At 62.9% G+C, this 14,534-nt stretch carries 15 protein-coding genes and 1 tRNA gene; 13 read left to right on the forward strand and 3 right to left on the reverse strand.

Annotated features, from left to right (window positions below; all coding sequences use genetic code 11):
* Positions 1 to 46: 46 nt before the first annotated feature.
* From Q4I12_RS01390 to Q4I12_RS01410, 5 genes are all read left to right on the forward strand, one after another.
* Positions 47 to 1,222 (forward strand): phosphodiester glycosidase family protein, encoded by a 1,176-nt coding sequence (locus tag Q4I12_RS01390; protein WP_302260203.1) that lies wholly within the window; start codon positions 47 to 49, stop codon positions 1,220 to 1,222.
* A 159-nt stretch (positions 1,223 to 1,381) separates the two neighbouring features.
* Positions 1,382 to 1,810, forward strand: coding sequence for an IS200/IS605 family transposase (gene tnpA / locus Q4I12_RS01395; RefSeq protein ID WP_302260190.1), 429 nt, complete (start codon positions 1,382 to 1,384; stop codon positions 1,808 to 1,810).
* Positions 1,811 to 2,048: 238 nt separating this feature from the next.
* Positions 2,049 to 2,429 carry a desulfoferrodoxin gene (locus tag Q4I12_RS01400; RefSeq protein ID WP_006008126.1) on the forward strand — a complete coding sequence of 127 codons (381 nt, stop codon included), beginning with the start codon at positions 2,049 to 2,051 and terminating at the stop codon, positions 2,427 to 2,429.
* Between the two features lie 19 nt (positions 2,430 to 2,448).
* Positions 2,449 to 2,583 (forward strand): rubredoxin, encoded by a 135-nt coding sequence (locus Q4I12_RS01405; protein WP_006008124.1) that lies wholly within the window; start codon positions 2,449 to 2,451, stop codon positions 2,581 to 2,583.
* A 113-nt stretch (positions 2,584 to 2,696) separates the two neighbouring features.
* Positions 2,697 to 3,902 carry an FprA family A-type flavoprotein gene (locus Q4I12_RS01410; RefSeq protein WP_297158687.1) on the forward strand — a complete coding sequence of 402 codons (1,206 nt, stop codon included), beginning with the start codon at positions 2,697 to 2,699 and terminating at the stop codon, positions 3,900 to 3,902.
* 435 nt (positions 3,903 to 4,337) lie between these two features.
* Here the strand turns inward: Q4I12_RS01410 and Q4I12_RS01415 are convergent, their stop codons facing one another.
* The 3 genes from Q4I12_RS01415 to dut form a co-directional block, all read right to left on the reverse strand.
* Positions 4,338 to 4,556: a TraR/DksA family transcriptional regulator gene (locus tag Q4I12_RS01415; RefSeq protein ID WP_040369802.1), complete on the reverse strand. Its 219-nt coding sequence runs from the start codon at positions 4,554 to 4,556 to the stop codon at positions 4,338 to 4,340.
* Positions 4,557 to 4,796: 240 nt separating this feature from the next.
* Complete coding sequence (locus tag Q4I12_RS01420; protein WP_287440210.1) at positions 4,797 to 5,999, reverse strand: aspartate aminotransferase family protein; 1,203 nt, start codon at positions 5,997 to 5,999, stop codon at positions 4,797 to 4,799.
* 188 nt (positions 6,000 to 6,187) lie between these two features.
* A complete protein-coding gene (gene dut, locus Q4I12_RS01425) occupies positions 6,188 to 6,688 on the reverse strand; it encodes a dUTP diphosphatase (protein WP_239463900.1) in 501 nt (166 codons plus the stop codon).
* Positions 6,689 to 7,538: 850 nt separating this feature from the next.
* On the opposite strand from dut, the gene trmFO reads away from it, so the two are divergent.
* From trmFO to Q4I12_RS01465, 8 genes are all read left to right on the forward strand, one after another.
* Entirely contained in the window at positions 7,539 to 8,900 is a 1,362-nt protein-coding gene (gene trmFO / locus Q4I12_RS01430) for a methylenetetrahydrofolate--tRNA-(uracil(54)-C(5))-methyltransferase (FADH(2)-oxidizing) TrmFO (RefSeq protein ID WP_168935527.1), read from the forward strand.
* 238 nt (positions 8,901 to 9,138) lie between these two features.
* Positions 9,139 to 9,215, forward strand: a tRNA-Val gene (locus Q4I12_RS01435).
* Between the two features lie 159 nt (positions 9,216 to 9,374).
* Positions 9,375 to 11,321 carry a threonine--tRNA ligase gene (thrS, locus tag Q4I12_RS01440; protein ID WP_168935528.1) on the forward strand — a complete coding sequence of 649 codons (1,947 nt, stop codon included), beginning with the start codon at positions 9,375 to 9,377 and terminating at the stop codon, positions 11,319 to 11,321.
* A gap of 1 nt (position 11,322) precedes the next feature.
* Entirely contained in the window at positions 11,323 to 11,853 is a 531-nt protein-coding gene (infC, locus tag Q4I12_RS01445; protein WP_006008106.1) for a translation initiation factor IF-3, read from the forward strand.
* Positions 11,854 to 12,012: 159 nt separating this feature from the next.
* Positions 12,013 to 12,210 (forward strand): 50S ribosomal protein L35, encoded by a 198-nt coding sequence (gene rpmI / locus Q4I12_RS01450; protein ID WP_006008104.1) that lies wholly within the window; start codon positions 12,013 to 12,015, stop codon positions 12,208 to 12,210.
* 273 nt (positions 12,211 to 12,483) lie between these two features.
* Positions 12,484 to 12,834 carry a 50S ribosomal protein L20 gene (rplT, locus tag Q4I12_RS01455; protein ID WP_006008100.1) on the forward strand — a complete coding sequence of 117 codons (351 nt, stop codon included), beginning with the start codon at positions 12,484 to 12,486 and terminating at the stop codon, positions 12,832 to 12,834.
* 262 nt (positions 12,835 to 13,096) lie between these two features.
* A complete protein-coding gene (gene pheS, locus Q4I12_RS01460; RefSeq protein ID WP_204625616.1) occupies positions 13,097 to 14,140 on the forward strand; it encodes a phenylalanine--tRNA ligase subunit alpha in 1,044 nt (347 codons plus the stop codon).
* A 10-nt stretch (positions 14,141 to 14,150) separates the two neighbouring features.
* A complete protein-coding gene (locus Q4I12_RS01465) occupies positions 14,151 to 14,534 on the forward strand; it encodes a translation initiation factor IF-2 (protein WP_302260207.1) in 384 nt (127 codons plus the stop codon).

The following is a 14,534-nucleotide window of genomic DNA, read 5'->3' on the forward strand; positions in this document are numbered from 1 at the left end:
CCTTCCCGCCAGAGCCTGATGCTTGCCAAAAAAACAAGGGCGCTCTATGTCAGCAGGTATGGACGCTTCGGTCGCACCCGCTTTTTGTCATCCCGCCTTCCCTGCCGGTCTGCTCCGCCGCAGGCAGCACGGCCTTCTTGCCTGCTGTCTTCGCTCGCTCTACCTGCTGCTCTGCCTGCTGGTCTTCTGCCCTGCCGAAGCCGGAGCGGAAGGGGACCTTCCGCCTGCCCCCCCTGCGCCTTCCCTGAGTCTGGAACTGGAACAGCTCGACCTTTCCGGCCTGCCCGGCCTGCCCCCGTTGCCCGCCGAGGATGAAGTCCTGCCTGCGGCAGCCACCCAGGCCCTGCCGCTCCCGGACGAGGCCCCGGCAGCGGACGCCGGCGCCGAGGCCGATGCGGCCCTGCCGGAAGCCCCCCGCTGGAACGCCCTGGAAGAGGGGCTCGAATATGCGGAGTTCTCCCTGCAATCCGAAGCCGGGCAGCAGGCCTCTTTGACCGTCCTGCGTATCGACCCGGAATTGTTCGACTTCCGCCTCTATGCCAGCGCGGCCCACAAGCATCCGGCCCTGACCCTTGGCCAGTGGGCCGACAGCCATGATCTGGTGGCCGCCATCAATGCCAGCATGTATCTTCCCGACGGCGTCACCAGCACGGGCTACATGCGCCAGGACGACTACATCAACAACAAGCGCCTGGTCCGCCGCTTCGGCGCCTTCTTCGTGGCCGGTCCCCGCCAGGAGGGCCTGCCCCGCGCCGACATCCTGACCCGCGAGGATCCCCAGTGGCAGGAACTGCTGGAGCAATATCGCCTGGTCATCCAGAACTACCGCATGATCAATGACGAGCGCCGCATCCTCTGGTCTCCCGGCGGCCCCCTGTACGCCATCTCGGCAGTGGCCGAGGACGGGGCGGGCAAGATCCTCTTCCTGCACTGCCGCGAACCGCTGGAAGCCTACAGCTTTGCCCACGCCCTGCTCCACCTGCCGCTGGATGTCCGTACCGTCATGTATGTGGAGGGCGGCATGCAGGCCGGGCTGGTGATCCGCTCCCCCGGGCTGCATCAGGAGCTGCGCGGACGGCACCTGGCCGATTTCTGGGTCACGGGCAATGTGCGGGCCCAGCTGCCCAATGTGCTGGGCATCCGTCGTCGGCATGCCCCGGCCCTGCCGGACTGTCCCACCATGCTCCAGCAGACGTCCGTCCCCGCCGCTGCCGCCGAATGATGGCGGAACACGCCAGATATACAGACTTTTTTTCTCTGCATCCTTTGGGCCAGGGCGGGAAAGAGTTTTGTGAAAAACTTCTTTATTGTCCCACTCAGGGAGGGGTAAAACCCCCACCTTTAGGTGGCGGCTTTAGCGTTTCTTTTGTAGTCTGTGGGCATGAGCAATTATCGTAAAGGCTCCCACAGTGTTTTTTCAATTCACCTGCACCTGGTCTGGATAACCAAGTACAGGAAAAAGATTTTGTCAGGCGACATCGCCCAGAGAGCCAGGTCGCTGATACGCGGCATCTGTGAAAAGCATCAGGTGGAAATTCTCAAAGGACATATAGCACCCGACCATATCCATCTTTTCGTTTCGATTTCACCAAGCCTTGCTGTGAGCAAGTTGATGCAACAACTGAAAGGCCGAACCGCGCATGCCATGATAAATGAATTTCCATTGTTGCGCCGCCAGTACTGGGGACGTCATATGTGGGCGCGTGGCTATTTCTGTTGCAGCAGTGGCAATGTGACCGATGAGGTCATTAAGCAATACATCACGCAACAGGAAGATGCAGATGAAACCTTCCGAATTGAGGGGGAATGACTTCAGCCTGCTTCAGCAGGGGCCATACCGGCTTTAGCCGGAACGCGACTTTAGTCGCCACGGTGAATCCACCGGCTTTAGCCGGTGGAGTGTTCAATAAGAAAAATTACTATTATGGTCGGAAAACCTCTTTACAGCGGGGCCGTCTTGGTTCAAAGTAGCCTCGTCGGAAGGAGTTCCGGCAACATGCAACCACCGATCCCAACTGTCCGGCTGCGGACAAAGGTAGACAAATATCATGCCGAATCAGCTTGAAGTTTATAAGTGCACCCATTGCGGCAATATCGTTGAAGTCATCCACGGCGGCGGCGCCAGCCTGGTCTGCTGTGGCGAGAACATGAAGCTCATGAAGGAAGGCTCCACCGACGGCGCCATGGAAAAGCACGTGCCCGTGATCGAAAAGATCGAAGGCGGTTACAAGGTGACCGTGGGCAGCGTGGCCCATCCCATGGACGAGAACCACTACATCGAGTGGATCGAACTGCTGGCCGACAACCAGAGCCTGACCTGTTTCCTGAAGCCGGGCGACAAGCCTGAAGCGGTGTTCAAGACCGACGCCGAAAAGGTCACTGCCCGCGAATACTGCAACCTTCACGGCCACTGGAAGGCCGAAAACTAGGCTCATAAGGAGAGACACCATGAAATACGTTTGCAGCGTGTGCGGTTACGAATACGATCCCGCCGAAAACGACAACGTGCCCTTCGACCAGCTGCCTGATGACTGGACCTGCCCCGTCTGTGGCGTGAGCAAGGATCAGTTCGAACAGGCCTAAGCCCTGTTTCTTCCGCTCTTTCCGCCTGCCCTGCCGCCCTGCGGCAGGGCAGGCTCGTTTATGCCCTTTGCGGCATCCTGACCGCGAACACTATCCCCTAATGGAGAATTTTCATGCAGCCCGTTGAAATCAAAAAAGATATTTTCTGGGTCGGTTGCGTGGACTACGATCACCGTGACTTCCACGGCTATTCCCGCTCCCCCGAAGGTTCCACCTACAATGCCTACCTGATCCGCGACGAAAAGAACGTCCTGATGGATACCGTGTATCCCGGCTGGGCCGGCAACATGCTGTGCCGCATCGCCAAGATCATGGATCCTGAAAAGATCGACTACATCGTCTGCAACCACATGGAACCCGACCACGCCGGCAGCCTGGCCGAAGTGGTGGCCCGCGTGAAGCCCGAAAAGATCTTCGTCTCCACCCTGGGCTACAAGTCCATGCAGGGCTACTTCGACTGCAAGGACTGGCCCATCGAAGTGGTCAAGAGCGGCGACAAGCTGAACATCGGCAAGCGCAACATCATCTTCCAGGAGACCCGCATGCTGCACTGGCCCGACAGCATGGTCTCCTACATCCCCGAAGACAAGCTGCTCATCAGCAACGACGCCTTCGGCCAGAACATCGCCACCAGCTACCGCTATGCCGATGAGCACGACCAGGGCGACTTCGTGCGCGCCATCAAGGAATACTACTACAACATCGTGCTGCCCTACTCTCCCCAGGTGCTGAAGACCCTGCCCATCGTGGAGAGCCTGGACATCGACATGATCGCCCCTGACCACGGCCTGATCCACCGCGGCGAAAAGTCCGTGAAGTTCATCGTGGACATGTACCGCCAGATGGCCGAACAGAAGCCCCAGCAGCGCGCCATGGTGATCTACGACACCATGTGGCATTCCACCGAAAAGATGGCCTATGCCGTGTGCAGCGGTCTGGAAGAAGTGGGCGTGCCCACCCGCCTGATGTCCGTGAAGAGCAACCATCACAGCGAGATCATGACCGAACTGGCCAATTGCGGCGCCGTGATCGCGGGCTCCCCCACCCACAACAACACCATCATGCCCCTGATGGCCTCCACCCTGACCTACATGAAGGGCCTGCGTCCCCAGAACCGCGTGGGCGGCGCTTTCGGTTCCTTCGGCTGGTCCGGTGAATCCGCCAAGGTCCTGCACGAGATGCTGGCTTCCATGGGCATGGACATGCCCGCCGATTTCGTGAAGTGCAACTGGACCCCGCGCCACGAAGCCCTGCGCGCCTGCGTGGAACTGGGCAAGACCGTGGGCGAGGCCCTGGAGAAGAAGTGCCAGGGCGAATAAGCCCGCATCCTTCCGAATGCCCTACGGCGTCCCCAAACGGGGGCGCCGTTTTTTTATGCCCCGCGTGAAGCGGCAAAGAGCCTCCGTCCCATCCGGCAGGCGGGCATCGCCCGGCAGCGCGACGGGCCTGGCCTGCGTCCCGTCACGGGCAGAGGCTTCCATCCCTGATGAGCGGGGCTGTCAGCTTCATCAAAAATCACCGTAAAGACGGCAATGGGGATCGTATCAGCATTGCGCCCGTCCGCGGGGCCCGGCAAAAAAGCAGACAAGGCTCCTGCCCGTATCCAGGCATTTTTCCGGACGCATGCGCCCGGCCCGCCCTGCATGACCGGTATCCTTGCGCCACGCCTGCGCGGCTCAACAGCTTGCAGCCCCAAAACAAAAAGGCCGGAGCCTCAAGGGCCCCGGCCTCCGGTTGTCCGTTATCAAAAAATGCTAGCGTCCGCTTTCGCGTTCTTCCTGGCAGGCGCGGCACAGGCCGACGCCGGGCAGGGCCTCCAGACGCTTCTGGGGGATGGGCTCGCCGCATTCGCGGCAGCAGGCCACGCCGTCGATCCAGTCGGGACCGCCCTGGTCCATGGCAGCGCGGGCGCGGGAGAGGGCAGCTTCACGGTCCAGACGTTCAAGTTCAGTGGCCTGGTCAAAAACATCCATGCATCTGTCTCCTTAAAGCAAGCGGCAATCCCGCATGAGCCGGGATTGCCGTAGTGGATTGGTGCGGGCCTGTGTAGCACAGGCGCCCCATCCTGTAAAGAGTCCGCCCGCAGCCACCAGGAAAAAATCAGGGCCGGCAGGCTCCTGGGCGACCGTGATGGCCGCCCCTGAAAAACGCTCAAAAGAGGCTCCCGCACCGGAGCGGCACGGGAGCCTGGATATGTACCGGGAAACGCCGCCTTACTTCGCCGTACGCAGGATGTCTTCCAGCGTATCGATGAAGGCGTCGAGGTCGGCCTTGTCGATGGTCAGGGCAGGCAGCAGGCGCAGGGTCACGCCGTGGCTCAGGTTGCAGATGAAGCCGCGGGCGATGAGTTCGCGCCACACGGCGGCGGCATCCACAGCCAGCTCGATGCCGATCATCAGGCCCAGGCCGCGCACTTCACGCACGGTACCGGGCAGCTTGTCCCGGATGGCGCGGACGCGGTCCATCACATGCTTGCCCAGCCCGGCGGCACGGTCGGCCAGCTTGTCGCGGAGCATGATCTCCACGCACTTGGCCGCCACACCGGAGGCCAGCGCGCCGCCGCCAAAGGTGGTGGCGTGGCTGCCGGCCTCGAAGCCCTTGGCCATCTCGTCGGTGGCCAGCATGGCGCCCATGGGCAGGCCGTTGGCCAGGGACTTGGCCATGCTGATGGCGTCCGGGGTCAGGCCATGCTGCTGGAAGGCCCAGAAGGTACCGGTGCGGCACAGACCGGCCTGCACTTCGTCACAGATGAAGAGGATGTCGTGCTTGCGGCACAAGGCTTCCACACCGCGCAGGTAATCGCCCGGCAGGGGCACGATGCCGCCTTCTCCCTGCACCACTTCCACCAGCACCGCCGCCGTGGCGGGCGTGATGGCGGCTTCCAGCGCGGCCAGGTCATTGGCGGGCACCTGCTTGAAGCCTTCGGGCAGCGGCGTGAAACCGTCGCTCAGGCTCTCGCGGCCCGTGGCGGCCAGCGCGCCGAACGTGCGGCCGTGGAAGCAGCCGCCCAGGGTGATGATCTCGTAGGCGTCGCGCTGCTTGACCTTGCGCATGTAGCGGCGGGCCAGCTTGATGCAGGCCTCGTTGGCCTCGGCGCCGGAATTGCAGAAGAAGGCCTTGCCGTGATGGCTGGTGCTCAGCAGCAGGCGGGCCAGTTCCAGCTGTTCTTCCTGATAGAAAAGGTTGCTGACGTGCCAGAGCTTGTGGGCCTGGGCTTCCAGGGCGGCACAGACCTCGTCGTTGCAGTGGCCCAGGGCGGTCACCGCGATGCCGGCCAGCAGGTCCACATATTCCTTACCGTCCACGTCCCACAACCGCGAGCCCTTGCCTCGGACCACAGCCACGGGATATCGGCTGTAGGAACGGCAAAGCAGTGCTTCTTCCTGGGCTTTGACGGCGGAAAATGTGTCGGACATGGTCAACTCCTTTGCTGGGAGGCCTTGCGCCATCCCACGGGGCACGCGCCCCGGCAATCGTGAAACAGAAAAGGCTTTGGAAAAAACGGGAGGCTGCCGGGAAAACAGACGTCCCGGCCCGGCGGCGGATATGCCCGCGGCACACGCGGCAACGCACGGCCCCGGCCGGCGGCATCCCCTGGCGGAGACTAGCGCCCCGTATGTCCGAAGCCGCCCGCACCGCGCTCCGTGGCAGAAAGGCTCTCCACCTCCTGCCAGACAGGGCGGACAAAGGGCTGGAAAACAAGCTGGGCCATGCGCTCCCCACGCTTGAGGATGCGCTCCTCGCCCGAGGTGTTGAGCAGCATGACGAGGATCTCGCCCGTATAGTCGGGGTCGATGACCCCCACTCCCTGGGCCACGGTCAGGCCCTCACGCGCACCAAGGCCGCTGCGGGAATAGAGGAAACCCGCGAAACCGGCCTCGCAAGGCTGCACGCTGATGCCCGCAGGCACGCAAAAGCGGCCTCCGGCAGGGATGCGCACACAGTCCTCGTCCAGACAGGCGCGCAGGTCGATACCGGCCGAGAAAGCCGTGGCCGGTTCAAGCTGACCGGCGTACAGGGAACGGGCCCCTTCGCGCACGAAAGCGAGGCGCACGGGGCAGGTGGGTACGGAAAAATTGCTCATGGCGTGAGATGTAGCGCACATGCGGACAGCGGGCAAGAGGCCCAAAGCCTTGCGGGCCCGCAGGATACGGCCACAGGACCGCCGCTTTGTGCCCGTGCTCATGGACAGGTCCCCGCCGGCCCGGCAGCCAGCTCCACGCAGTGGTCTTCCCCTTCCTCCATCAGCGAGCGTACAGGCCAGTTGCGGGGATTTTCAGGAAACATTGCCAGCAAGTTCCCAGCCGGGACATCTGCAAAAAATTTTTTTCAATCCCTCTGGGCGTTCTCTTGCCCGGCATACGCTCCTCCAGCCATGACCCTGCAAGAGAAGAGTACAGGCCACCAGCAAACGTGCTTTCCCTTCCGGTCCGGATACGGCGGCCCCCCTCCGCGAATCGAGCCCCGTCTCCCCCTCTCATCTCCTCTAATAAAACAGCGTGGCGCTGCCCCGCCCGCCTCCTGCAGACAAGCCCCTCATGAGCTGAGGCCCCTGCCCCAACGACAGATTCCACAAAACGCCTTCCCCCTCCGGCAATACCCAAGCCCGCAGCACAATCCCCGCCAGCATCAAGATCTCATCGCAGCAAGACCGGCAATGGAGCCACGCGAGGGGCCCCATACGCTCCGGGATGCCCGGGTATGGTCGACGAACGGGAGCAGCAGCTCCTCCGGAGACCGTCGCGCTCGGGAGGCTCACCGCCCGCAAATTCCCTTGCACTGACCAGAGCAAAAGTTTTCGCGGGGATGGGGGCACGGGGGAAGGGGAGCCTTTTCCAAAAGGCCCCCCTTCCCCCGGACGGCCCACTGTCCTCCAATAACAGAACGGGCCCCTCTTCCCTTCCGCCGCCTCCGCTCCTGCTCCCCCTTGCCTTCCGGGCCCAGATTGGGCAAAGATGCGGCCAACAAAAGGAGATGGCGTGACTGAACACAGCTATGCGGTTATTGGTGGCGGCCTGGCCGGTTGCGAATGTGCCCTGCGTCTGGCGCGGGCCGGTCTGCAAGTGACTCTGTTCGAACAGAAGCCGGAGTTCCGTTCCCCGGCCCATGTCAATGACGGGCTGGCGGAGCTGGTCTGTTCCAATTCCCTGCGCTCGGACGAGCTGACCTCCGGCATCGGCCTGCTCAAGGCCGAGATGCGCGAACTGGGCAGCGACTTCATGGAGCTGGCCGACGCCCACCGCGTGCCTGCGGGCAAGGCCCTGGCCGTGGACCGCGAGGCCTTCTCGGCGGCCATGACGCAGCGCGTCATGTCCACGCCCGGCATCACGCTGGTGCACCGGCAGATCACGTCCCTGGACGATCCCGCGCTGGACGGCTTCGAGACCGTAGTGCTGGCGGCCGGGCCCATGGCTTCGGAGAACCTCTCCGCCTCGCTGGCCGAGGTGGTGGGCGGCGACCACTGCTATTTTTATGATGCCATCGCGCCCATCGTCTGGACGCATTCCCTGAATATGGACATCGTGTTCCGTGCCTCGCGCTACGGGCAGGAAAAGGGCGAAACGGGCGGCGACTATCTCAACTGCCCCATGAACAAGGAAGAATACGAAGCCTTCTATAATGCCCTGCTGGAAGCGCAAAAGGTGGGCGCACGGGAGTTCGAGAAGGAAAAGCATTTCGAAGGCTGCATGCCGGTGGAGGCCCTGGCCGAACGCGGCCCGCGCACCCTGACCTTCGGCCCGCTGAAGCCCGTGGGCTTCGTGGACCCGCGTACCGGCCGCCGTCCCTGGGCCATCCTGCAGCTGCGGGCCGAGACCCTCAACGGCGAGACCTGCAATCTGGTGGGCTGCCAGACCAAGCTGACCTACGGCGAGCAGGCGCGCGTGTTCCGCATGGTGCCCGGTCTGGAAAAGGCGGAATTCGCCCGCTTCGGCAGCATGCACCGCAACACCTATGTGAACGCGCCCGTGGCCCTGAACGAGGACCTGTCGCTCAAGGCGCGGCCCCGCGTCTTCCTGGCCGGACAGATCACCGGTGTGGAAGGCTATCTGGAATCCGCCGCCTGCGGCATGTGGCTGGGCATGCTGCTGGCCGCCCGCGCCCAGGGCAGGGAGCTGGCCCTGCCGCCGCTGGAATGCGCGCTGGGTGCCCTGCTCAACCATCTGCGCACCCCGGTGAAGCACTTCCAGCCGTCCAACGCCCATTTCGGCCTCATGCCGGAGCTGGACGAAAAAGCCAAGAAGAAGGACCGCAAGGCCCTCTACTCGGCCCGGGCGCGCGAACGTTTCGCCGCCTGGCGTGCGGAACAGGGGCTGTAGCAGCCTCGACTTTCGGCTCTGTTGCAAAAAAAGCGCATTTTTTTCGAAAAAAATGCGCTTTTTTTGTTCCCTTCTTCCAGAGCGTTTTGCCCATTTTTGACGGCCACCGGAAAAAACGGGCAAAATGAGAGGCAAAAATGAGGCTGCAACCTGTTGAAAATAAAAAATAAAAAAAAATAAAAAAAAGTTGTTGACTCAGGGGGTGGTTTTCGCTAGATAAGACTTCGCCTCTTGGAGTAGGAGCGTAGCTCAGGTGGCTAGAGCACTTCCTTGACACGGAAGGGGTCAGCAGTTCAAGTCTGCTCGTTCCTACCAAATAAAATAATAAGGGCATGAGCCCGTGGCGACAGGGGCGGTGCCCGCCAGATAGCTGCACGAAAGCAGCACGTTTTTTGAAGATGGGGAGGTTTTTCAGCCTCCCCATTCCTTTTTTTGTACCATACGCCCGACAAGGGCGCCTGAAGGAGTATAAGCATGGATGTCCGCGTGGAAGGACAGGTGGTGGACGCCCCCGAACAGGGTGATGTGGCCGCTGTTCTGCAGAAAGCGCTGAGCGGCAAAAAATTCAAATCCGTGGTGGCTGCGCGTGTGACCGCAGAGGGCACGGAGACTTTGTGCGATCTTTCCGCCACCGTTCCCGCCCAGTGTACCGACATCACTCCCGTGTACGCCGATTCTCCCGAGGGCCTGAGCATGATCCGCCATTCCACGGCCCATGTCATGGCCGCCGCGGTGAAAAAGCTTTATCCCTCGGCCAAGGTGACCATCGGTCCCGCTGTGGAAAACGGCTTCTACTACGACTTCGACGTGGAAAAGCCCTTCTCCAGCGAAGACTTCCCGGCCATCGAAGCCGAGATGCAGCGCATCGTCAACGAACGCCTGCCCTTCGTGCGCACCACCATGAGCAAGGCCGACGCCATCGAGAAGTTCAGCAAGATGGGCGAGAACTTCAAGGTGGAGATCATCGAAGGCATCGAGGGCGACACGGTCTCCCTGTACACCTGCGGCGATTTCACCGACCTGTGCCGCGGCCCCCACGTGCCGCACACCGGCTTCTCCAAGGCCAGCAAGATCCTTTCCGCTGCCGGCGCCTACTGGCGCGGCGACGAAAAGAATCCCATGCTCTCCCGCCTGTACGGCACCGCTTTTGCCGACGAGAAGGCCCTCAACGCCTACCTGAAGCAGCTGGAAGAAGCCAAGCGCCGCGACCACCGCAAGCTGGGCCGTGAACTGGGCTTCTTCACCTTCCATGAAGACGTGGCCCCCGGCATGGTCTTCTGGCTGCCCAAGGGCATGCTGATGCGCACCATCCTGGAAGACTTCTGGCGTCGCGAGCACATCAAGCGCAACTACGACCTGGTGCAGGGCCCGCAGCTGCTGCGCGTGGAGACCTGGCAGCGTTCCGGTCACTACGACCACTATCGCCAGAACATGTATTTCACCCAGATCGAGGACGATCAGTACGGCATCAAGCCCATGAACTGCATCTCGCACATGCTGATCTACCGCAACGATCTGCGCAGCTACCGTGACCTGCCCCAGCGCTACTTCGAGCTGGGCGTGGTGCACCGCCACGAAAAGAGCGGCACCCTGCACGGCCTGCTGCGTGTGCGTCAGTTCACCCAGGACGATGCCCACATCCTGTGCACGCCCGAACAGCTGGAAGGCGAGATCCTCGGTGTCATCCACCTGATCCGCGACCTGATGCATCTGTTCGGCTTCGACTACAAGGTGGGCATCTCCACCCGTCCCAAGGACAGCATCGGTACCGACGAAGCCTGGGAACTGGCGACCAATGCCCTGATCGAGGCCGTGAAGAAGGCCGACATGCCCTACGAGATCAACGAGGGCGACGGCGCTTTCTACGGTCCCAAGATCGACGTGCGCCTGCTGGACTGCATCGGTCGCGAATGGCAGTGCTCCACCATCCAGGTGGACTTCACCCTGCCCGAACGTTTCGACCTGACCTATGTGGGCCAGGACGGCGAACGTCATCGTCCTGTCATGGTGCACCGGGCCATCATGGGCTCGCTGGAGCGCTTCATCGGTGTGCTCATCGAGCAGTACGCCGGTGCCATGCCCACCTGGCTGGCGCCCGAACAGGCCCGGATCCTGACGGTCACCGATGCCCACAACGAAGCCGCGCTCAAGGCCTGCGAGGAGCTGAAAGCTCTGGGGATCCGCGTGACGGCCGATACGCGCAACGAGAAGCTGGGCTTCAAGGTGCGCGAGGCGCAGCTGGCCAAGGTGCCGTATATTCTGGTGGTTGGAGAAAAGGAAGCGCAGGCGGGCGGCGTCAATGTGCGTCTGCGCAATGGGGACAACCTGGGGCTCAAGTCCGTGGCGGAAGTGGCTGCCCTGATCCGTACGGACAGCGAAGAGCCTTTCAAGAATGGAGGGATGCGCTATAGCTTCTCCTAACATGAGACCCCGGCGCGACGTGCCGCAGGACGGCGTGCGTCGCAACGAGATGATCCGCGCCCGCGAAGTGCGCGTCATCGGCGCCGATGGGGAACAACTGGGTATTTTGCAGCGCAACGAGGCTATTGCCCTTGCCAAGGAAGCCGGTATGGACCTGGTGGAAGTCGCTTCCACCTCCGAACCGCCTGTCTGCCGCATCATGGACTACGGCAAGTTCAAGTACGAGCAGCAGAAAAAGAAGCAGGAAGCCAAAAAGCGCCAGAGCGTGGTGCAGATCAAGGAAATCAAGGTCCGTCCCAAGACCGACGACCATGACTACGAGACCAAGCTGCGCCACATCCGCCGCTTCCTGGAAGACGGCGACCGCTGCAAGGTGACGGTGTTCTTCCGTGGCCGCGAGATCGTCCACAAGGACCGTGGCATCAGCATCCTCGAACGCGTCGTGCAGGACCTGGCCGATGTGGCCAAGGTGGACCAGGAGCCCCGTGCCGAAGGCCGCACCCTGCAGATGCTGCTGGTGCCCAAGAAGTAGTCCTTCGCCAGAGCCTTTTTTCCTGACGTCACAGGTGGCCTGTGCCGTCAGGACTGCCTGCGCGCCCCTGCATTTTGCACTTGCGCCGCACGGCTTTTTCAGGCAATATGCCGTTCCTGCCCGTAGTGTACGGGCAGGTTATTCGCTAAGGAGTATATCATGCCCAAGATCAAAACCCGGCGTTCCGCGGCCAAGCGTTTCGAGCTCACCGGCAGCGGCAAGTTCAAGCGTCGTCGTCAGAATCTGCGCCACATCCTCACCAAGAAGGCTCCCGGCCGCAAGATGCGCCTGGGCCAGGCCGCCATCGTTGACCGCACCAACGAGAAGGCCGTGCGCCGGATGCTGCCCAACGGCTAGTCATCCCGAGCCTTGCGGAAGCTCCGTGCGCGGAGCGTCCGTTCCGGAACGCGAGAGCGTGACGGCGTGAATTCTGATCCGTCCGGATTGCGCGCCCGCATGCGGGAGGCGGCATGACCGCCGCAGCACCGCCGCGCGGCGCAGCGCCCCACAGGGGCGACGGCCAGCGCAAAGCCGTTCTTTTCAAGCAATTTGCGCCCCATCTGGGATCAATTTTTTTCCCCGGCAGGCACAATACCTCCGCCTTGGCCGGGCGAAAGGAGGGTACCCCCCATGCGTGTGAAGAGAGGTCTCGCCGCTCATCGTCGGCACAAAAAGTACCTGAGCGCGGCCAAGGGTTTCCGTGGTGGCCGCAGCCGTCTGTATCGTACCGCCCGTGAGGCTGTGGAGCGTTCGCTCCAGTATTCCTTCATCGGCCGCAAGCACCGCAAACGCGACTTCCGCACCCTGTGGATCCTGCGTATCAACGCTGGCGCGCGCCTGAACGGCCTGTCCTACAGCCGCCTCATGCACGGCCTGAACAAGGCCGGCATCGCCCTGAACCGCAAGGTTCTGGCCGACCTCGCCGTCTACCACAAGGACGACTTCGCCAAGGTGGTGGAAATGGCCAAGGCTGCCCTGTAGTCGGCACGCCACAGCTTTTTTGAGTGCGCGGCATGTCTTGGCGTGAGGTTTTTCCTCGTGCGGGATATGCCGCGCTCTTTTTTTCCGCCGGAGATTCCGGTAAGATCGGGCGCGCCCCGGATGCCGCGGCATGCGGCCCCGGCGGCATGCGCCCTGTTGTCGTGTGGCGGCGGGACATGGTGTCCCTCCGCCGCTGTTGTGTGCGGCCGTCAGGGCCGTCCCTTTGACCGTAACGCCGCCTGCGGCGGCTCCGGGAATTCGCATGGATTTGATGACTGTACTGGAAAGCCTGGTTACAGACCTCGAGGCAGGTCTTGACCGGGCTTCTTCGTTGGATGAACTGGAAGAACTGCGGGTGGACTTTCTGGGCCGCAAGGGCAAACTGGCCCAGGCCATGAGCTCCATGGCCAAGCTGCCCCCCGCGGAACGCCCCGCCGTGGGTCAGAAGGCCAACAGCGTCAAGGAGCGCCTCACCGCCCTGTTCGACGCCCGCAAGACCGCCCTGGAAGCGGCCCGCGAAGCCGAGGCCCTCAAGCGCTTCGACCCCTCCCTGCCCGGCCGCGCCCCCTGGCGCGGTTCGCTGCACCCCACCACCCTGGTGATGGAAGAGATCTGCGGCATCTTCAGCAAGCTGGGCTTCGACATCGCTTCCGGCCCGGAAGTGGAAAACGACTTCTACAATTTCGAGTCCCTCAACATGCCGCCGGAACATCCCGCCCGCGACATGCAGGACACCCTCTACATCACTGAGCGCGTGCTCATGCGCACCCACACCTCCCCCGTGCAGGTGCGTACCATGCTGGGCCGCAAGCCTCCCCTGGCCATCGTGGCCCCCGGCAAGGTCTACCGCCGCGACTCCGACCTGACCCACACCCCCATGTTCCATCAGGTGGAAGGCCTGGTGGTGGGCCAGAACATCAGCATGGCCCATCTGCGCGGCACCCTCACCGCCTTCGTGCGCTCCGTGTTCGGCGGTCATACCGAAGTGCGCTTCCGCCCCAGCTTCTTCCCCTTCACGGAACCCTCCGCCGAAGTGGACATCAGCTGTTGCATGTGCGGCGGCAAGGGCCACATCAACGGCGAACCCTGCCGCGTGTGCAAGACCACCGGCTGGGTGGAGATCCTGGGCTGCGGCATGGTGGACCCCGCCGTGTTCGCCTCCGTGGGCTATCCCGCCGATGTGAGCGGCTTCGCCTTCGGCCTGGGCGTGGAACGTGTGGCCATGCTCAAGTACGGCATCGGCGACCTGCGCATGTTCTTCGAGAACGACGTGCGCTTCCTCGGCCAGTTCGGCCTGCACGCCTAGGGTGGGTCCCGTGCCTCTGTCCGTCCGTCTCCGCCGTGCCTGTGTCCCCGTGCTGCTGGCCCTGCTCTGCGCCGCCGGCAGCGCCGCGCTGGATGCCGGTGATGCCTGGGCCGCCTCGGCCCTGAGCCCACACCACAGCGGTCTCGAACCGCCCGGCGGGCCCAAGCCCATGGAAGGCCTGCCCGCCATGGGCAATGCCGGCAACACCACCGAGCGCGGCATGGGCTATACCGATGCCTACGGCCGCCCGCTCAAGGACTACGGCCCCGAGGAAGTGAAACCCCGCAAGCGCCCCCGCGGCGGCGCCTACGGCACTTACGGACGCAAACAGAGCCGCCCCCTGCCGGATCCCGACGCCGACACGCCGGGCAAACCGGCTTGGGACTTCAACTGA

The organism is Desulfovibrio piger (assembly GCF_951793255.1).
Lineage (GTDB): Bacteria > Desulfobacterota > Desulfovibrionia > Desulfovibrionales > Desulfovibrionaceae > Desulfovibrio.